This is a genomic window from Sphingopyxis flava (genome assembly GCF_900168005.1).
GTDB classification, from domain to species: domain Bacteria; phylum Pseudomonadota; class Alphaproteobacteria; order Sphingomonadales; family Sphingomonadaceae; genus Sphingopyxis; species Sphingopyxis flava.
On record NZ_FUYP01000005.1, the window covers coordinates 45,066 to 62,951 of the forward strand.

The 17,886-nt window shown below is 64.9% G+C and carries 16 protein-coding genes; 5 read left to right on the top strand and 11 right to left on the bottom strand.

Annotated elements, in window-relative coordinates:
• Positions 1–377: 377 nt before the first annotated feature.
• The 7 genes from B5X69_RS05235 to gluQRS all read right to left on the bottom strand — a co-directional run bounded on the left by B5X69_RS05235 (position 378) and on the right by gluQRS (position 6,566).
• Positions 378–1,520 carry an epoxide hydrolase family protein gene (locus tag B5X69_RS05235; protein WP_079637649.1) on the bottom strand — a complete coding sequence of 381 codons (1,143 nt, stop codon included), beginning with the start codon at positions 1,518–1,520 and terminating at the stop codon, positions 378–380.
• Between the two features lie 15 nt (positions 1,521–1,535).
• Entirely contained in the window at positions 1,536–2,402 is an 867-nt protein-coding gene (locus tag B5X69_RS05240) for a 3-hydroxyacyl-CoA dehydrogenase NAD-binding domain-containing protein (RefSeq protein ID WP_079637650.1), read from the bottom strand.
• A gap of 57 nt (positions 2,403–2,459) precedes the next feature.
• The gene (egtD, locus tag B5X69_RS05245) at positions 2,460–3,446 is read right to left on the bottom strand and encodes an L-histidine N(alpha)-methyltransferase (RefSeq protein ID WP_079637651.1); all 987 of its coding nucleotides are present in this window, start codon (positions 3,444–3,446) and stop codon (positions 2,460–2,462) included.
• 1 nt (position 3,447) lies between these two features.
• Positions 3,448–4,749 (bottom strand): ergothioneine biosynthesis protein EgtB, encoded by a 1,302-nt coding sequence (gene egtB, locus B5X69_RS05250; RefSeq protein ID WP_079637652.1) that lies wholly within the window; start codon positions 4,747–4,749, stop codon positions 3,448–3,450.
• A gap of 129 nt (positions 4,750–4,878) precedes the next feature.
• Positions 4,879–5,460 (bottom strand): cob(I)yrinic acid a,c-diamide adenosyltransferase, encoded by a 582-nt coding sequence (locus tag B5X69_RS05255; RefSeq protein ID WP_079637653.1) that lies wholly within the window; start codon positions 5,458–5,460, stop codon positions 4,879–4,881.
• A 20-nt stretch (positions 5,461–5,480) separates the two neighbouring features.
• Positions 5,481–5,705: an HIG1 domain-containing protein gene (locus B5X69_RS05260; RefSeq protein ID WP_053555453.1), complete on the bottom strand. Its 225-nt coding sequence runs from the start codon at positions 5,703–5,705 to the stop codon at positions 5,481–5,483.
• A gap of 9 nt (positions 5,706–5,714) precedes the next feature.
• A complete protein-coding gene (gene gluQRS, locus B5X69_RS05265; RefSeq protein WP_079637654.1) occupies positions 5,715–6,566 on the bottom strand; it encodes a tRNA glutamyl-Q(34) synthetase GluQRS in 852 nt (283 codons plus the stop codon).
• Positions 6,567–6,736: 170 nt separating this feature from the next.
• Here gluQRS and B5X69_RS05270 point away from each other — a divergent pair, with 170 nt between their 5' ends.
• The gene (locus tag B5X69_RS05270; RefSeq protein ID WP_053555455.1) at positions 6,737–7,303 is read left to right on the top strand and encodes an HNH endonuclease; all 567 of its coding nucleotides are present in this window, start codon (positions 6,737–6,739) and stop codon (positions 7,301–7,303) included.
• Between the two features lie 114 nt (positions 7,304–7,417).
• Positions 7,418–10,096 (top strand): phosphoenolpyruvate carboxylase, encoded by a 2,679-nt coding sequence (gene ppc, locus B5X69_RS05275; protein ID WP_079637655.1) that lies wholly within the window; start codon positions 7,418–7,420, stop codon positions 10,094–10,096.
• 65 nt (positions 10,097–10,161) lie between these two features.
• On the opposite strand, the gene B5X69_RS05280 is transcribed toward ppc, so the two are convergent.
• The 4 genes from B5X69_RS05280 to B5X69_RS05295 all read right to left on the bottom strand — a co-directional run bounded on the left by B5X69_RS05280 (position 10,162) and on the right by B5X69_RS05295 (position 13,912).
• Entirely contained in the window at positions 10,162–10,680 is a 519-nt protein-coding gene (locus B5X69_RS05280; protein ID WP_079637656.1) for a hypothetical protein, read from the bottom strand.
• Positions 10,681–10,769: 89 nt separating this feature from the next.
• The gene (locus tag B5X69_RS05285; RefSeq protein ID WP_053555458.1) at positions 10,770–11,573 is read right to left on the bottom strand and encodes an SDR family oxidoreductase; all 804 of its coding nucleotides are present in this window, start codon (positions 11,571–11,573) and stop codon (positions 10,770–10,772) included.
• Positions 11,574–11,608: 35 nt separating this feature from the next.
• Positions 11,609–12,727 (bottom strand): acyl-CoA dehydrogenase family protein, encoded by a 1,119-nt coding sequence (locus tag B5X69_RS05290; RefSeq protein WP_079637657.1) that lies wholly within the window; start codon positions 12,725–12,727, stop codon positions 11,609–11,611.
• A 3-nt stretch (positions 12,728–12,730) separates the two neighbouring features.
• Positions 12,731–13,912 carry an acyl-CoA dehydrogenase family protein gene (locus B5X69_RS05295; RefSeq protein WP_079637658.1) on the bottom strand — a complete coding sequence of 394 codons (1,182 nt, stop codon included), beginning with the start codon at positions 13,910–13,912 and terminating at the stop codon, positions 12,731–12,733.
• A gap of 172 nt (positions 13,913–14,084) precedes the next feature.
• Here B5X69_RS05295 and B5X69_RS05300 point away from each other — a divergent pair, with 172 nt between their 5' ends.
• The 3 genes from B5X69_RS05300 to B5X69_RS05310 are packed head-to-tail and all read left to right on the top strand — an operon-like array spanning position 14,085 to position 17,808.
• Positions 14,085–14,942, top strand: a complete 858-nt coding sequence (locus B5X69_RS05300) for an SDR family NAD(P)-dependent oxidoreductase (RefSeq protein WP_079637812.1) — start codon at positions 14,085–14,087, stop codon at positions 14,940–14,942.
• Positions 14,939–16,357: an MFS transporter gene (locus tag B5X69_RS05305; protein WP_245798607.1), complete on the top strand. Its 1,419-nt coding sequence runs from the start codon at positions 14,939–14,941 to the stop codon at positions 16,355–16,357. The genes B5X69_RS05300 and B5X69_RS05305 overlap by 4 nt, the downstream gene beginning before the upstream one ends.
• A complete protein-coding gene (locus tag B5X69_RS05310) occupies positions 16,354–17,808 on the top strand; it encodes an MFS transporter (protein WP_079637659.1) in 1,455 nt (484 codons plus the stop codon). Before B5X69_RS05305 ends, B5X69_RS05310 begins: the two co-directional genes overlap by 4 nt.
• Positions 17,809–17,886: the final 78 nt, after the last annotated feature.

A 17,886-nucleotide genomic window follows, 5' to 3' on the forward strand; every position in this document is an offset into this window, starting at 1 on the left:
TTGGGACGGGGGAGAATGTTGCGGTGGTTAAGCGCTATTTCGTTGGCCGCTCATGATCGGCCTCGTCATTGCAAGCAGCGCCTGTCACTCGATATCGGCAGCGCAAAGCTCCGATGAGCGGATGCACCGCCCCGCCGAGGCGACCGTCTGTCGCGGCGCAGCCTATCGCGGCCCTGCCGTCTTCATCGGCGACGCCAAGCCAGCCTCGGTCTCGCCTGGCCCGACAATTCGATCCGCGCTGGTGCTGCGCGCCACTCCGGCCAACCGCGGGGAGATTTACGAGAGCCGAACCGGCACCCGCCTTCGCCGAGACGGCAATCAGGTGACGCGGAATAGCGCGGCGCGGCATCCGAAACCTGTTGGGCGGCGATGAGGGGTCAAAGCTCCATCAGCGCGAAGGCATTCCGCAGCTCGGCTACGAACAGCTCGGGCTGTTCCCAGGCGGCGAAATGCCCGCCGCGCTCGAGTTCGTTCCAGTAGACGATGTTGCGGTAGCGCCCTTCGGCCCAGCGGCGCGACAGGCGCATGATTTCGTTCGGGAACAGGCTGCAAGCCGTTGGGACGTGAATTTCGCCCGTCGCGAAGCTGCGGAAGCTGTGCCAGTAGAGCCGCGCCGACGATGCCGCGCTGGCGGTCAGCCAATAGAGGCTGACGGTATCGAGTATCGCGTCCTTCGGCAGCGCCTTTTCGGGATGGCCGCCGATCGACTGTCCGCCCGGCTGGTGGCCGCAGTCGGTCCAGCCGTGATATTTCTCGACGATCCACGCCATCTGTCCCACGGGCGAATCGGTGAGGGCATAGCCGATCGTCTGCGGACGCGTTGCCTGCTGCGTCGAATAGCCGCTGTCCTTTGCCTGATACCATTGGAAGCGCGCGAGATAGGCCTTCTCGGCCTCGCTGTGATCGCCCATCATCTCGGGCGGCGGCGCGCCGACGACCATGTTGACATGAAGGCCCGCGCAATGGTCGCCGTGCGCGACGCCGATCGCACAGGTCACCGCGCTGCCCCAGTCGCCGCCTTGCGCAAAATAGCGGTCATAGCCGAGCGCGCCCATCAGTGCGTTCCACGCCGCCGCGATATGCTCGACGCTCCACTTGGCGATGTCGGGCTTGCCCGAAAACCCGTAGCCTGGAAGCGAAGGGATCACGAGATGGAAATCCGCCGACAAGGGAGCGATGACATCGAGAAATTCGAGCACCGAACCTGGCCATCCGTGGGTCAGTATCAGCGGCCGGGCCTGAGGATTGGCCGACCGGATGTGAAGAAAGTGGATATCGAGACCGTCGACGGTCGCAAGAAAGTTGGGGAGTGCGTTAAGCCGCATCTCGATGCGGCGCCAATCATATTCGTCGCGCCAGTAGGCCGCGAGTTCCTGCGCGTAGGCGAGCGGCATGCCCTGGTCCCAATCATCGACCGTTTCCTTTTCGGGCCAGCGCGTCGCGGCAAGCCGGGCCTTGAGATCGTCGAGCGCTGCCTGTGGAACCTCGAGTGTAAACGGACGGATATTGGCAACCTGCATTTGCCCCCTCTCAACCTACCGCGTCGGCACAGGCTCCGGTCCCGTCCAGTCGTAAAAGCCGCGCCCGGCCTTTTTCCCGACCCAGCCCGCCTCCACATATTGGACGAGCAGCGGCGCGGGACGGAATTTCGGATCGCCCGTACCGCTGTGGAGCACGCGGATAATCTCGAGGCAAGTATCAAGACCGATAAAGTCGGCGAGCGTGATCGGACCCATCGGATGGTTGAGCCCGAGGCGGCAGCCGGTGTCGATGTCCTTCATCGTCGCGACGCCCTCACCCAGAGCGAACACCGCTTCGTTGATAAGCGGCATCAGGACCCGGTTGACGATGAAACCGGGCGCGTCGTTCGCGTGAACGATCTCCTTGCCGAGCCCCCGGCCATAAGCCTCGACCTTCGCCAGCGTATCATCGCTTGTTGCGAGGCCGCGGATCAGCTCGATCAGCCCCATCACCGGCACCGGGTTGAAGAAATGGACGCCGATGAAGCGGGCCGGATCGGGCGCAGCCTGCGCGAGGCGGGTGATCGGAATCGAACTGGTGTTCGAGGCAAGGATCGCGCTCATCGACAGATGCGCACCAACGCTGGCAAAGATCGCGCGCTTGATCTCTTCGCGCTCGGTCGCCGCCTCGATCACGAGGTCCGCCGGAGCAAAGGCGGCGTGGTCGGCAACGGGCGTGATACGGGCGAGCAGCGCGTCGGCATCGGCCTGCTCCATCTTCTCCTTGGCAACGAGGCGGCCAAGCGCCTTGGCAATCCCCGCCTTGCCCGCCTCGGCGCGGGCGATGTCGATGTCTGAGAGGAGAACATCGTGCCCGGCGCCTGCCGACACCTGCGCGATCCCCGCGCCCATCTGCCCTGCCCCGATCACGCCGACGATCATATTTAGCCCTTTCGATGAACCCGTTTGGCTGCGCACCTACGCCCTCGGCCTCTTTCGTCAAGGGGCGGAGCGCAAGGCGGTGGCTTCGGCGAGGATCAGCGCAAAGGCAGGGTCGGCATCGTCCCAGGTCGCGAGCGGCGTCCAGCCGCCGGCGCGCAACAGAAGATTCGCGTCGCGCGGCCCATATTTGTGGCTGTTTTCGCTATGGATCGTCTCCCCCCTTGCCATATGGTAGGGGCGTCCATCGACGCAAAAGCTCATGTCGCATGCGGCCACGAGGTGCATCTCGATCCGCGAATGCACATCGTTCCAGACCGCGCGATGGGTGAAATTTTCAAGCGGGATCGTGCCATCGAGCTCGCGGTTGATACGTTCGAGCAGATTGAGATTGAATGCCGCGGTTACCCCGGCGGGATCGTCATAGGCGCGCTCGAGGATGTCCACATCCTTGATTCGGTCGATCCCGATCAGAAGCAGCGACGCCTCGCCGAGCGCGCTCCGCCAACTGCGAAGCAGGTCGACTGCCGTTCGCGCAACCATGTTGCCGATAGTCGAGCCCGGAAAGAAGCCGAGCTTGGGCAGCGCGCAGATTTCGCGCGGCAGATCGACCGGCTGGGTGAAATCGGCCTCGACTGGATAGATGGCGAGCCCTGGAAAGCGGGCCGCGAGCGCGCGGGCGCTAGCGCGCAGGAAATCGCCCGAAATATCGACCGGGACATAGGCCGCAGGGTCGATCGCCTCAAGAAGGAGCGGCGTCTTGGTCGAACTTCCGGATCCCAGTTCGACGACGGCGCGGCCGGGACCGGCGGCATCGGCGATCGCAGCGGCATGGCGCTTAAGCAGGTCGGTCTCGCTGCGCGTCGGATAATATTCGGGAAGCGCGGTGATGTCCTCAAACAGCGCCGATCCGGCCGCGTCGTAGAACCAGCGCGCCGGTATCGCCTTTTGCGCCTGCGAGAGTCCGGCGTGGACATCGGCGCGAAACGCCAGATCGATCCCGGCCTCGTCAGCTTCGACCTGCCGCAAATGTCGCACTACGCCCATATCAAAGATCCTTGGCCAGCCGCACGCCGGTGAATTGCCAACGCTGGTGGGGGTAAAAGAAGTTGCGATAGCTGGCGCGCATATGGCCGCGCGGGGTCGCACAGCTGCCCCCGCGCAGGACGAACTGCCCGCTCATAAACTTTCCATTATACTCGCCGACCGCGCCGGGGGCTGCGCAAAAGCCTGGATAGGGGCGATAGGCGCTGCCGGTCCATTCCCACACGCTGCCGAACATCTGCTGGAGCCCGCCGTCGCCGCTTGGCGCCGCAGGCTGCACGGGCCCGGCGCCATCGAGTTGCTGCCCGCCGAGAGGGTCGAGCGCCATAGCCGCCGCCTCCCACTCAAATTCGGTCGGCAGCCGCGCGCCGGCCCAGCTTGCAAAGGCGTCAGCCTCGTAAAAGCTGACATGAGTGACGGGCGCGGCGGGCGCGATCGGCTGCCAGCCCGCGAGAGTGAACGCGCGTCCATCGTGCCAGTAGAGCGGTGCCTCGACGCCTTCGGCCTCCACCCATGCCCAGCCGTCGCTGAGCCAGAGCGAGGGCGTGCGATAGCCGCCGTCGTCAATGAATGCCTGCCACTCGCTGTTGGTCACTGGCCGACTTGCGAGAGCGTGCGGGGTCAAAAGGACAGAAAATTGGGGAGTCTCGCAGTCGAAGGCGAAGCTTTCGCTCGCATGGCCGACCGATACGATTCCTTCCGCTCCTTCCACCCAGCGCATTGCAAGTGCTGCCTCAGCGGGCGAGCCGCAGACTTCCGGCGCAGCGTCACCCTCGAAGCCGGCCTCCTCCCAGACCGCCGGGCCGAGCGGGTTCTGCGCGAACAAATGCTTGATGTCGGTGAGGAGCAGTTCCTGATGCTGCTGTTCGTGGTGAATGCCGAGTTCGACGAGCCCGCGCGCCACGTCGGGCAGGTCGGCAAATGCTTGCTCTACCGCCGTATCGACATGCGCGCGCCAGGCGCGAACGGCCTCAAGCGTGGGTCGGGTCAAAAGCCCGCGCTGCGGGCGCGCGTGCCGCGGCCCTTCCGCCTCATAATAGCTGTTGAAAAGATAGGGATAGCGGGGATCGAACAGCTGGTAGTCGGGGACATGATCGCGCAGCACGAAGGTTTCGAAAAACCAGTTCGTGTGCGCAAGATGCCATTTGGCGGGCGATGCATCCGCCATCGATTGCGCGCTTGCGTCGGCGTCAGACAGCGACGCCGCGAGGTCCAGCGACAGGCGCCGCGTGGCGGCGAAACGACCAGCCAGGTCGGCGTGCGACAGCGCGTCGGTCGTGGGCGAAGCGTCGGTGCGGCGGGCCATAAGCAGACAATCCCCCGAAGTGCGATTCGGTTTCGCAAGACGAGGCAATATGGTTACGGCGCCCACGAAAGTCTAGAACATATGGGGAACAGATTCCGGATGAAGACCTGAAGGAAAGAAGACAATCCCTTAGCGCGTGCCGCCGGGCTTCCAGAGGATGTCGCCGTCCGCCGCGGCATTGATGTGGCGCGTCATCACGAACAAGTGGTCCGACAAACGATTGAGGTAGGCGAGCGCAAGCGGGTTGAGCGCACGCGTTGCCGCAGCAGCCACGGCGGCGCGCTCGGCGCGTCGGGCGATCGCCCGCGCGAGGTGAAGGCGGGCCGCCGTCTCGCTCCCGCCTGGGAGAATGAAACTGCGGAGCGGATCCAGCGCGGCGTTCATGGCGTCGATTTCCGCTTCGAGCCGCGCGACCTGCCCCGCCACGATGCGCAGCGCCATGTCGTGCGGGCCGAAACCATGCTCGGCATCGGCCGGGGTCGCAAGATCGGCGCCGAGGTCGAACAGTTCGTTCTGGATGCGGGTCAGCATCGCGGCCTCAGCGCTGTCTTGGGCGAGCGCGGCGGCCGCGAGGCCGACCGCGCTGTTCGCCTCATCGACGTCGCCGATCGCCGCCATCAGCGGCGCCGATTTCGCGATGCGCGAGCCGTCGACGAGGCCGGTGGTGCCATCGTCCCCGGTGCGGGTGTAGATCTTGTTGAGCTTGACCATCGGCCGGGGCCGCGCGGCTGTCAGCTGCCAGCGGCGAGGAAGCCGATCAGCACGAGCAGGATGATCGTGATCGCCTGCCACTTCACGCGCGCCATCATCATCCGGTTCTGCATCACCTGATTGTCGTGCGACGTGCCGTCCATCGCCGCGCGGTGCCCCTGCGCGAAATGGAAGAGGCCGCGCGCCAGCGCGAAAAGGACGAGGCCGGCGGCAACGACGACGGCGAGGACAAGGAGGACGGTCATGGTCCCTATTTAGGGCATCTTCAGCGAATATCCAGACGGAAGCCGTCCGGCGCGCAAATCTGCGGCGAGCTTCTTGCCGTCGACCCCGCGCGCGCGGAGCGCCGCGAGCGACGCCGCCGCGTCGCGCTTGGCAAGGCGCTGCCCGGCGGTGTCACAGACGAGCGCGTGGTGGCGATAAAGGGGGGTGGCAAGCCCCAGCAGCGCCTGGAGCAGGCGGTGTACGTCGGTCGAGGCGATGAGATCGGCGCCGCGCACGACATGAGTGACCCCCATCGCGGCGTCGTCGAGCGTGCTCGCAAGATGATAGCTGGCGGGCGCATCCTTGCGCGCAAGAACGATGTCGCCGTGTGCCGCGGGGTCGGCGGCACGCAGCCCCTGCCCTTCTTCCTCCCACCAGAGCTTGCCCACGAGCGCTGCGGCGCGGCGCATGTCGAGCCGCCAGCAATGAGGCTCCTGCGCCATCCGCCGCTCGCGGTCGCCCGGCAAGAGATGGCGGCACGTGCCAGGATAAAGGGCGCCGGCCGGGCCATGCGGCGCCGCGAGGCTCGCCGCGATGTCAGCGCGGGTGCAGAAACAGGGGTAGACAAGGCCGCGCGCAGCAAGATCGGCGAGCGCCGCGTCATAAGCGCCGAGGCGCTCGGACTGACGCACCGGCGCGCCGTCCCAGCCCAGCCCGAGCCAGGCGAGGTCGGCGAGCGCCGCATCAACATAGATCTCGCGTGACCGGCTGCCATCAATATCGTCGATGCGAAGGCGGAACGCGCCGCCCGCGCCGCGCGCCGCGTCATGCGCTGCGAGCGCGCTATAGGCGTGACCGAGATGGAGTTCGCCCGTTGGACTGGGCGCGAACCTGGTCAGCATGGGTGCCCGGTGAGATCCAGATACTGTGGTTGCCACAGATAATAGCTTCCATATGTTGCGACAGATGCCCCCTTGACGTCAGAATCATATGCGTGATGTAATGACAGGGTCACTTGGGAACGGCAGTGGCGCGCCATCCCGCGCAGGAAAGGGGGCAGCGTTTTAAAGCTATGTTCCATCCCGATCTCGCCCGCCACCCCGATAGCTGTCCCGCACTCGTGCTCAACGCGGACTATACGCCGCTGAGCTATTACCCTTTGAGCCTGTGGCCGTGGCAGACGGCGGTCAAGGCGGTATTCCTCGACCGCGTCACGATCGTCGAGAATTACGCGCGCGAAATTCATTCGCCGACCCGGACGATGCCGATTCCCAGCGTGATTGCGCTGCGCCAATATGTGAAGCCGTCCCAATATCCCGCCTTCACCCGCTTCAACCTCTTTCTGCGTGACCGTTTCGCGTGCCAATATTGCGGGTCGGGCAAGGATCTTACCTTCGATCATGTCGTGCCGCGGCGGCTCGGCGGACGGACAAGCTGGGAAAATGTCACCACCGCGTGCGCGCCGTGCAACCTCAAGAAGGGTGGGCGCACGCCGAAGCAGGCGCATATGCCGATCCACCGCCAGCCATGGCGGCCGACGAGTTGGCAGCTGCAGGACAATGGCCGCGCCTTTCCACCAAACTATCTTCACGAAAGCTGGATCGACTGGCTCTATTGGGACGTCGAACTCGAAGGCTGAGACGGCCGGGCGCAACTCCATTAGCCTGGAAGCACAGGCGGCGTACGGATATTGCTTTGCGCATAGCTATGCGCTGCTTGACGTAACGTCTGGTGCAGTGCAGCAACCTCGCCCATGGGCCCGCCGATCCAGATCTCGCAAAATCCCGACATCCGCTATCTCGGGCGGATATTGGGCGACGTCATTCGCGCCTATGGCGGCGATAAGCTCTTCCGGCAGACCGAATATATCCGCTCGGCGAGTGTCGACCGGCACCGCGGTATCGCCGGAGCCGAGGCGATCGACCCGGGGCTCGAGGCGCTGAGCCTCGACGACACGATCGCCTTCGTGCGCGGCTTCATGCTGTTTTCCATGCTTGCCAACCTCGCCGAGGACCGTCAGGGCGTCGCGATCGAGCCCGAGGCGACGATGGCAGCGGCTCTCGCCAAGCTGGCTGCCGACGGCGTGGACACCGCCGCGGTCGCAGCCCTGCTCGATGCGGCGCTGATCGCACCGGTGCTGACCGCGCACCCGACCGAGGTGCGCCGCAAGTCGATGCTCGACCACAAGAACCGTATCGCCGAACTGATGCGGCTGCGCGACGCGGGTGCGGAGGAAACATCCGAGGGCGACGTGGTCGAAGATGCGATCCGCCGGCAGATCGTGCTCCTGTGGCAGACGCGCCCGCTGCGGACCGAAAAATTGTTCGTCGCCGACGAGATCGACAATGCGCTCACCTATTTGCGCGATGTTTTCCTCCCCGTCGTGCCCAAGCTCTACGCTCGCTGGGAAAAGCAGCTGGGCCGCCGTCCTGCGAGTTTCCTGCGCGTTGGTAGCTGGATCGGGGGCGATCGCGACGGCAACCCCTTCGTCACCGCCGAAACGCTGCGCATGGCAACCACGCGCAATGCCGCCGCTGTGCTCAGCCATTATCTCGATGCCGTGCACGCGCTCGGGGCCGAATTGTCGGTGTCCTCGGCGCTCGCCCCCGTCCCGCCAGCGGTCGAGACGCTAGCCGAGGCGAGCGGGGACGCCGCGCTCAGCCGCCGCGACGAACCTTATCGCCGCGCGCTGTCGGGCATCTATGCGCGGCTTTCGGCAACCCATGCCGAGATCGTCGGCAAGTCTCCGCCGCGTCCTTCGGCGCTCGCGGGCGAACCCTATGCGACGCCGGGCGATTTCCGGCGCGATCTCGTCACCATCGCCGGCGGCCTGTCGGCGAGCGGCGAGGGCCAGCTCGGCGGCATCGGCGCGCTCGGGCGGCTGATCCGCGCGGTCGAAGTCTTCGGTTTTCACCTTGCGACCCTCGACATGCGGCAGAACAGCGCGGTGCATGAACGCGTCCTCGCCGAGCTGTTGAGCGTGTCGGGCGTGTGCGCCGATTACAGGGCGCTCAGCGAGGAGGAGCGCGTCGCATTGCTCACGGCAGAACTCGCAAGCGACCGCCCGCTCGCAGCGCCCTGGCACGAATGGAGCGAGGAGACCGCGGGCGAGCTTGCGATCGTCCACGCGGCGGCCGACGTACGGCGCCGGCTCGGGACGGACACGATCTGCCAGTGGATCATCTCGATGGCGCAGGACCTCTCCGACCTTCTCGAGGTGCATGTACTCGCGCGCGAGGGCGGGCTGTGGCGAAGCGGTGCTGAGGCGGGCGCAACGAACCTGATGGTAGTGCCGCTGTTCGAGACGATCGACGACCTCAGCCGTGCCCCCGACATCATGACGCGTTATTTCGCGATGCCCGAGCTCGGCCCGCAGGTTCGCGTGCGCGGCTATCAGGAAGTGATGATCGGCTATTCCGATTCGAACAAGGATGGGGGCTATCTGACGTCTACCTGGGGGCTTCACCAGGCATCGCAAGCGCTCACTCCCGTGTTCGAGAAGGCGGGAAGCGCGATGCAGCTGTTCCACGGCCGCGGGGGCGCGGTCGGACGCGGCGGCGGTAGCGCTTTCGCCGCGATCCGCGCCCAGCCCGCCGCAACGGTGCAAGGGCGGATCCGCATCACCGAACAGGGCGAAGTGATCGCAGCGAAATATGGCAGCGCCGACAGCGCGGCAACCAATCTGGAAGCAATGGTTTCGGCGAGTCTGCTCGCGAGCCTCGAGGCCGACGCCATCCGCGAGGACGATCACCCGCGCTACGCCGCAGCGATGACCGCGCTCTCGGACACGGCCTTCGCGGCCTACCGCGGGCTTGTCTACGAGACGCCGGGATTCAAGGATTTCTTCCGCGCGATGACCCCGATCGCTGAAATCGCAACGCTGAAAATCGGCTCGCGCCCGTCGAGCCGCACGAAGAGCAGCGCGATCGAGGATCTGCGCGCGATTCCCTGGGTGTTCAGCTGGGCCCAGTCGCGCGCGATGCTGCCTGGCTGGTACGGGACAGGCGAAGCTTTCGCGGCGTTCAAGGATCCGGTCCTGCTTGCCGACATGGCGCAAAGCTGGCCCTTTTTCGCCGCGCTTCTCGGCAATATGGAGATGGTGCTCGCGAAATCGGACATGGGGATCGCAGCGCGCTATGCCGCGCTCGCGGGCGCAGTCGACGGGCATGAGGCGATATTCACCCGCATCCGTGATGGCTGGAACCGGGCCCACGACGGGCTGCTCGCGATCACCGGACAGACGCGGCTCCTCGAGAAGAGCCCGGCGCTCGAGGCCTCGATCCGGCTGCGACTACCCTATATCGAGCCGCTCAATCTTTTGCAGATCGAGTTGATGAAGCGTCACCGCGCCGGCGAGACCGATCCGCGCATCGCCGAGGGGATACAGCTCACGATCAACGCAATCGCGACGGCGCTGCGCAATAGCGGCTGATCCGTCCCGATCGAGGCAAGGCATGGCCCGGTCGATGGCGCCTACGCCTTCGCTATCGCGGAGGGTTATTTCGAGATGATCCGCACCTCGCCCTTGCTCGCGGCACCGTCGGGATTGAACGCGATGGTGAAATCGTCACCGTCCTTGTCGGTACCGGCTAGCGTGTCGCCGTCGCGCGTCACCTTGACGCCCTTCTTGGCGAATTCGGCCGCCATCCAGTCGGCTGCCTTGGCTGGAGCGGCAGGCGAGGTAAAACCGAGGTTCACTGTCGCCTTGTCGGCTCGGTTCCAGTCGCTCGCGTTGACGTTGACCTTGGTCACCTTGCTGCCCGGGTAGAGTTTGACCCCATCGATGTCGAAATCACCCTCGATGTCGAGGTCAACAAAGTCGGGGATGTCGATGTTGATCGCGCTACCATCCTCGCCGCCAATCTTGAGCTTGCCCCCGTCCCGGCCCGCCTTGATCTGCACGCCCCCGCCCTCGCCGTCGGCGTTGATCGAGATTTCGGTCTCGGTCGTCTTTTCGTCCTTCTGCCCGCAGGCAGCGAGGAGCAGTATCGCGGGAATCAGAAAAGCGGGGCGCATGGCGGATCTCCTTGGTGCATTATCCATATAATACACCGAGGGGGGCCGAGCATCAACCAACATTTGTCTGTGTCGGAAGGGGAGGCCGCTCAGGCGTCAATGCTTGTCTTGAGGTCGCCGTGCACAAGACCGCCGTCGACGGTGATCGTGTCGCCGACAACATAGTCGCCTGCCTTCGACGCAAGAAAGATCGCGGCGCCGGCCATATCCTCGGGGACGCCGATACGTTTTACGGGGATGCTCTTGGAAACCGCGTCACCATGGTCGCGCGCTGCCTTGTTCATGTCCGACTGGAAGGCGCCCGGCGCGATCGCGCTCACCACGATATGGTCCTGCACCAGACGGGCCGCCAGGCGCTTGGTGAGGTAGAGGATCGCCGCCTTCGAGGCATGATAGCTGTAGGTTTCCCAGGGGTTGAGGCGCATGCCGTCGATCGAGCCGATGTTGATGACCTTTGCCGGGCGATCCTGCGTGCCTGCAGCCTTGAGCAAGGCGTGTAGCGCCTGCGTCAGGAAGAAGGGCGATTTGACGTTGATGTCCATCACCTTGTCCCAGCCGCTTTCGGGGAAGCCCTCGAACGGCTCGCCCCACGCAGCGCCGGCGTTGTTGACAAGAATGTCGAGCCGCTCTTCGCGGCCGCCAATCTCCGCGGCGAGCGCGCGGCAGCCCTCGACACTCGAAAGATCGAACGGCAGGCCGATGACCTTGCCAGGGTAGCGTGTGTCGAAATCGGCGACCGCCGCCTCGACCTGCGCGGTCTTGCGCGCCGAAATATAGACACGCGCGCAGCCCGCAGCGAGGAAACCCTCGACGATCATCGCGCCGATCCCGCGCGATCCGCCGGTGACGAGCGCGACGCGGCCGTCGAGGCCGAACATGTCCTGAAGGTTCATGGGACTATCTCTCTTCCACTCTAAAATTGGCTCACCTAGTAGCCGTTCATCCGCGCAACCTGATCGATGTGATAATGCACATCGCCCATATATTCGGCGAGCGTGCGGTCGCGTTTCATGTAAAGGCCGATATCATATTCGTCGGTCATCCCGATGCCCCCGTGCATCTGGACCCCCTCGCGCACCGCAAGGCCCGCAGCGCGTCCCGCTTTCGCCTTGGCGACAGAAACCATCAGCTTTGCGCCGGCGCTGCCCTCGTCGAGCAGCTGCTGCGCCTTCATCACGCTCGCGCGCGCGACCTCCATCTCGCCATAAAGATGTGCCGCGCGGTGCTGGAGCGCCTGGAACTCACCGATCAGGCGCCCGAACTGTTTGCGTTCCTTAAGATAGGTGATGGTCATATCCATCGCGCCCTGCCCGACGCCCACCATCTCCGCCGCAGCGCCGGTGCGCGTCGCAGCGAGCAAGGCTTCGAGAATCGCGTCTCCTGCGCCGACTTCTCCGATCACCGCATCGGCGTCGACCTCGACGCCATCGAGAGTGACGTGGCTTGCAAGGCTCGAGTCGACAAGGCGGCGCGGATCGGCGGTCAGACCCTTCGCGTCCTTGGGCACCGCGAACAGCGTGATCCCCCCGTCGGCCTTCGCGGCGACGATGTTCATGTCGGCGACATGACCGTGAAGAACGAAGCTCTTCTTGCCGTCGAGGCGGAAGCCGTTGCCGCTGCGCGTCGCGGTCGCCTGGATGCGGTCGGGACGATGCTTCGCGCCCTCATCGATCGCGAGCGCGACGATCGCCTCGCCCGCTGCAATCGCGGGTAGCCAGCGGGCGGCCTGCGTGCCGCCCGCCTTCGCGAGCGCCGCGACCGCACCGACACTGGTCGACAGAAAGGGTGAAGGGGTCAGGTTACGGCCGATTTCCTCGAGCACGATACCCGCCTCCAGATGCCCCATGCCGAGACCGCCATGCTCCTCGGGAACGAGCATCCCGGGCAGCCCCATTTCGAGAAACTGCGCCCAAAGGTCGCGCGAGAAGCCGGTGGCATCGGCGCTGTCACGCAGCTGGCGGAGGTGCGAAACCGGGGCCTTTTCGGCCACGAAGGGCGCGATGCTGTCCTTGAGCATCGCCTGGTCGTCATTGTGGTAGAGCGGCATGGATCAGGCTCCGGGAAGGTCGAGGATACGCTTGGCGATGACGTTGAGCATGACTTCGCTCGTCCCGCCTTCGATCGAATTGGCCTTGGTGCGAAGCCAGGTGCGTGCACGCGCACCGCCCTTGCTTTCCTCGCTGTCCCATTCGAGCGCGTCGCTGCCCCCGCCCGACATGACGAGTTCATGGCGCCGCTTGTTGAGCTCGGTTCCGACATATTTCATCATGTTTGACGAGGCGGGATGTGCGCGGCCAGTCTTCCACATATCCATGAAACGCTCGCCCATCGCGCGGTAGGCAAAGACGTCGACGTCGAACGCCGCCATTTCGGCGCGCAGGATCGGATCGTCGAGTTCGCCATGGTCATTCTTGCCGAGCGACTGGGCAAAAAGCGCTCCGATACTGACCATATCGCCCCCGGCGCCGCCACCCGAGATCATCTCGCGCTCGTGACCGAGCAGATATTTTGCCACGTCCCAGCCGCGGTTGATTTCGCCCACGAACTGGGTCTTGGGCACCTTCACATCATCGAAGAAGGTTTCGCAGAAAGGCGAGTTGCCCGAAATCAGCAGGATCGGCTTCGTCGTGACGCCCGGGCTCTCCATGTCGAAGAGCATGAAGGTGATACCCTGATATTTGTTCGTCTTGTCGGTGCGAACGAGGCAGAAGATCCAGTCGGCCTTGTCGGCATAGCTTGTCCAGATCTTCGATCCGTTGACAACCCAGTGATCGCCCTTGTCCTCGCCGAAGGTCTGCAAACTGACGAGGTCGCTGCCCGAGCCGGGTTCGGAATAGCCCTGGCACCAGCGAATTTCGCCGCGTGCGATCTGGTTCAGATAGTGGACTTTCTGCTCCTCGGTCCCGAATTTGAGCAGCGCGGGGCCAAGCATCCAGATGCCAAAGCTCTGGAGCGGCGGGCGGGCGTTGATGCGCGCCATTTCTTGCTTGAGGATTTTCGTCTCTTCGGGCGAGAGGCCGGCGCCGCCATAGGCTTTCGGCCAGTCGGGGACGGTGTAGCCCTTGGCGACACAGCGATCGAGCCACAGCTTCTGCGCCTCATTCTTGAACTTGAACTTGCGGCCGCCCCAGCAAATGTCGTCCTCGTCGCGGACGGGCTCGCGCATTTCGGGGGGACAATTGGCTTCCAGCCACGCGCGCACGTCGGCGCGAAAGGCGTCCAGATCGCTCATCTTCAGGCTCCTCTTCTGGCGCGCAAACTAAGGGGAGTCGCCAAGTTTACGCAAGCGTCAACTTGGGTAGGCCGACCTGCCGTTACGGCGCCGTAGCGTCGGATGGCTCGGCGTTGACGCGACCTCTGGCGCCCCTAAGCTAGGTCGCAAAAGAAAAGGGGAGAGCAGGATGATGCGATTCGCAGGCAAGGTCGCCGTCGTCACCGGCGCGGCATCGGGCATCGGCAAGGCGGCGGTCCTGAAACTCGCGGGCGAAGGCGCGCACGTCTTCGCCGCCGACATCGACGAAGCGGGCGGGCGGGCGCTGGCCGAGACCTCGAACGGCAAGATCGACTTCGTCCGCTGCGACGTCACCGAGCCCGCCGACATCGAAGCGCTGATGAACGCGGCCGCCGCGAGGGGAGGCGGTATCGACATTGTCTTCAACAATGCCGGCGCGGGCGGCGACCGCGCCCCGATCGATGAAATCACGCCCGAAGGTTGGGACCGGACGATGGACCTGCTTTTGAAATCGGTGGCGATGGGCATCCGCTACGCAAGCGTGCACATGAAGGGCCGCAGCGGCGCATCGATCATCAACACTGCGAGCGTCGCGGCGCTGGGTGCGGGCTATTCTCCTACCGCCTATGCTGTGGCCAAGGCGGGCGTGCTGCACCTCACCAAGGTCTCAGCGACCGATCTTGCCCGATATGGCATTCGCGTGAACGCGATCTGCCCCGGCTTCATCAACACCGACATCTTTACCTCCTCGCTCGAAGTCCCCGAGGCGAGCAAGGGTGCGGCCAAGGCCATCATCGCCGACATGAGCGCCCATGCACAGCCGGTCGCGCGCGGCGGCCAGCCGGAGGACATCGCAAACGCCGTCGCCTATCTGGCGAGCGAGGAATCCTCGTTCATGACCGGCACGCACCTGCTGGTCGACGGCGGCCTGACGATCGGCCAGCGCCACGCCTGGGATCCTGAAACGCCGGGACTGTTCGATGCGCTGACGCAGATGGAGGAAGCCGCCAGGGCCGGGGCGGGCGCGTGAACGCTGCGGCGGGGCCGGCGCGGCTGCCGCTGCGGCTCAAGATGTTCCACGGCCTCGGCAGCATTGCCTACGGGGTCAAGGACAACGGCTTTTCGACATTCCTGCTGCTGTTCTACAATCAGGTGCTGGGGATGGACGCAAAGCTGGTCAGCTTTGCCTTGATGCTCGCGCTCGTCCTCGACGCTTTCGTTGACCCCGTCATCGGCTATCTCTCCGACCAGACGCACACCCGCTGGGGCCGCCGCCTGCCCTGGCTCTATCTCGCCCCGATCCCTCTCGCCTTTGCCTGGTTCGCGCTGTGGACGCCGGACCCCAATGCAGCGCCCGGCTTCTGGCACCTCGTTATCGTCGCGGTGATCGTGCGCAGCCTCGTGTCCTGCTGCGAAGTGCCCTCGGTCGCGCTGCTGCCCGAGCTGACACGCGACTATGACGAGCGCACGACGTTGATGCGCTATCGCTACCTCTTTGGCTGGGCGGGCGGACTGCTGATGCTCTTCCTCGCCTACGACCTGTTCCTCGCCAAGTCGCTGCTCGCGGTCGAGGGCTATTATCAATATGGCTTGTTCGGCGGGCTGCTGATGGCGGCGACGGTGCTGATCTCGGCCGCGGGGCAGCATCGCTGGGCCGCGCGCTGGCCCGCGCGCAAGCCCTCGGCCTTCAGCATCGGGACCGCCTTTCGCGAGATACGCGAGTCGCTCGGCCACCCCGCCTTTCTCGTGCTGCTCGCCGCGGGCGCGATCGCCTACACCAGCCAGGGGATCACCTTCTCCATTTCCAACTATCTCTACCTCTTCATCTGGCGCTTCTCGCCCGAAGCCTTCATGATTTACCCTTGGGTGCTGTTCGCAAGCGTGGTGGGCACCTTCCTGCTCGTCGGACCCGCGCACCGCCGCTTTGGCAAACGGACCACGGCGATCGCCGGCGGGCTGATCGGCATGGCCTTCTGGGTCACGCCCTTCGTGCTGCGCCATCTGCATCTCTGGCCAGCCGAGGGCGGCGCGGCGTCGACCGCCGGCCTCTTCATCTTCTTTTTCCTCGCCAACCTGTTCAGCGTGTCGGTGATGATCTCGGGCGGTTCGATGATTGCCGATATCGTCGAGGCGTCCGAAGTGCAGACCGGGCGCCGCAGCGAGGGCACCTTCTTCGCGGGCAATTTCTTCATGCAGAAATGCGCAACGGGGCTTGGAATTTTCGTCACCGGGCTCCTCGTCGACCTTGCCGGGATTCCGGAGAAGGCCGATCCAGCCAAGGTGCCGGAAACCGTTATCGACAATTTCTCCTTCTATTACTGTGCGCTCGTGATCCTGTGCGCGGTGCTGTCGGCGCTGATCTTCCGCCATTATCCGATCAACCGCGAGGATCATGAGGCACGCGTCGCCGCGCTTGCCGCCGCCGAGGCCGGTGCCGAGCGATGACGCCCAGCCCTCTCCCCGCCCAGGTTCCGACCCGCATCAAGGCCGCGCATGGCCTTGGCAGCGTCACGCTCGGGATCAAGGAGTCGGGGCTCACCACCTTTTTCATGATCTATTACAATCAGGTGCTGGGGTTCGATCCGCGCGTGGTGTCGCTGATCCTGATCGGGGCCATGGTGATCGATGCGATGGTAGATCCACTGATCGGCCGTCTCTCCGATGCCACGCGCACGCGCCTGGGGAGGCGGCTGCCCTGGCTCTATGGCGCGGCCCTGCCGATGGCCATCGCCTGGGCGCTGCTCTGGATGTCCCCCGACATCGCGGCGCATTCGGCGCTGGGGCTGTTCCTCAATGTTGTCGCGGTGCGCGTGCTCGTGTCGGCATGCGAAATTCCGTCCGTCTCGCTCGTCGCCGAACTGACCCGCGACTATGACGAGCGCACCGCCTTGATGCGCTATCGCTTCCTGTTCGGCTGGCTCGGCGGATTGCTCGCGGTCACGCTGGCCTATGGTTATTTTCTAAGGTCTGACGATCCGGCGACCAACGGCCTGCTCGATCCTTCGGGCTACGCCGCCTTCGGCCTCTTCGGCGCGGCGCTGATCCTCTTCTCGACCCTCGGCTCCGCGCTCGGGCAGCAGCGCCGCATTCTCGCCCTGCCGCCGCCGCGCGCTGGTGCGCACCCCAGCAAGGCGATGTTCGCCGACATCATCCTCGCCTTTCGCAATCCCGCCTTTGTCGCGCTCGTCAGCGGCGCATTGTTCATCACCACCGGCTATGCGACGACGATTGCCTCGACCAATTATATGATGCTCTATGTCTGGCAAATGAGCGACGCGCAGCTCGCCTGGTATCCGGCGGGCCTCGCGATCGCGGTCTTTGGCGCATTCGCGGCGGTCGGCCATGCCCACCGCCGCTTCGGGAAGCGCGACACCGCGGTCGGCGCGGCGCTCGCGAGCGGCGCAATCGCCTTCCTCCCCTACGCCGCGCGCAACCTCGGATGGTGGCCCGAACTCGGCGGTTGGCCCTCGATGGGGCTGCTGCTGTCGCTCCAGACTGCTTCGCTCTTCGGACTGATCGTTGCGACGATTTCGGCCTCGTCGATGGTAGCCGAGATCGTCGAGGCGCACGAAGTCGACCATGGCACGCGAATTGAGGGCGTCTTTTTCGCCGGCTATCTGATGGTTCAGAAATTCGGCCAGGCGCTCGGTATCTTTCTCGTCGGCCAGCTCGTCGCTTATGCCGGTCTCACCGAGCAGATCCGTCCCGAAGACTGGCCCGCGAGCACCGCCGCGACGATGGCATGGATCTTTGCGGGACTGATGATTTTGATCGGGATCATGGCGGCGCTCGGACTGCGGCGCTATGCTATCGATCGGGCCAGCCACGAAGCCCGGCTTGCGACCCTCGCCGCGACCCCGCAGAATTTCACGGATCGCGGGAAACCGCGGCCGTAACGGAAGAATGCGCCGCCACGCGGCAGCCGGCAATTTTCTGTGCGGCGGGACTTGGCAAAGGGGGGCGAATCGGTCCAA

Excerpts from the sequence above, each read along its gene's own strand:
- B5X69_RS05235 (WP_079637649.1), bottom strand. The coding sequence starts at position 1,520 with ATGCAGGTTGCCAATATCCGTCCGTTTACACTCGAGGTTCCACAGGCA.
- B5X69_RS05240 (WP_079637650.1), bottom strand. The coding sequence starts at position 2,402 with ATGATCGTCGGCGTGATCGGGGCAGGGCAGATGGGCGCGGGGATCGCG.
- egtD (WP_079637651.1), bottom strand. The coding sequence starts at position 3,446 with ATGGGCGTAGTGCGACATTTGCGGCAGGTCGAAGCTGACGAGGCCGGG.
- egtB (WP_079637652.1), bottom strand. The coding sequence starts at position 4,749 with ATGGCCCGCCGCACCGACGCTTCGCCCACGACCGACGCGCTGTCGCAC.
- B5X69_RS05255 (WP_079637653.1), bottom strand. The coding sequence starts at position 5,460 with ATGGTCAAGCTCAACAAGATCTACACCCGCACCGGGGACGATGGCACC.
- B5X69_RS05260 (WP_053555453.1), bottom strand. The coding sequence starts at position 5,705 with ATGACCGTCCTCCTTGTCCTCGCCGTCGTCGTTGCCGCCGGCCTCGTC.
- gluQRS (WP_079637654.1), bottom strand. The coding sequence starts at position 6,566 with ATGCTGACCAGGTTCGCGCCCAGTCCAACGGGCGAACTCCATCTCGGT.
- B5X69_RS05270 (WP_053555455.1), top strand. The coding sequence starts at position 6,737 with ATGTTCCATCCCGATCTCGCCCGCCACCCCGATAGCTGTCCCGCACTC.
- ppc (WP_079637655.1), top strand. The coding sequence starts at position 7,418 with ATGGGCCCGCCGATCCAGATCTCGCAAAATCCCGACATCCGCTATCTC.
- B5X69_RS05280 (WP_079637656.1), bottom strand. The coding sequence starts at position 10,680 with ATGCGCCCCGCTTTTCTGATTCCCGCGATACTGCTCCTCGCTGCCTGC.
- B5X69_RS05285 (WP_053555458.1), bottom strand. The coding sequence starts at position 11,573 with ATGAACCTTCAGGACATGTTCGGCCTCGACGGCCGCGTCGCGCTCGTC.
- B5X69_RS05290 (WP_079637657.1), bottom strand. The coding sequence starts at position 12,727 with ATGCCGCTCTACCACAATGACGACCAGGCGATGCTCAAGGACAGCATC.
- B5X69_RS05295 (WP_079637658.1), bottom strand. The coding sequence starts at position 13,912 with ATGAGCGATCTGGACGCCTTTCGCGCCGACGTGCGCGCGTGGCTGGAA.
- B5X69_RS05300 (WP_079637812.1), top strand. The coding sequence starts at position 14,085 with ATGCGATTCGCAGGCAAGGTCGCCGTCGTCACCGGCGCGGCATCGGGC.
- B5X69_RS05310 (WP_079637659.1), top strand. The coding sequence starts at position 16,354 with ATGACGCCCAGCCCTCTCCCCGCCCAGGTTCCGACCCGCATCAAGGCC.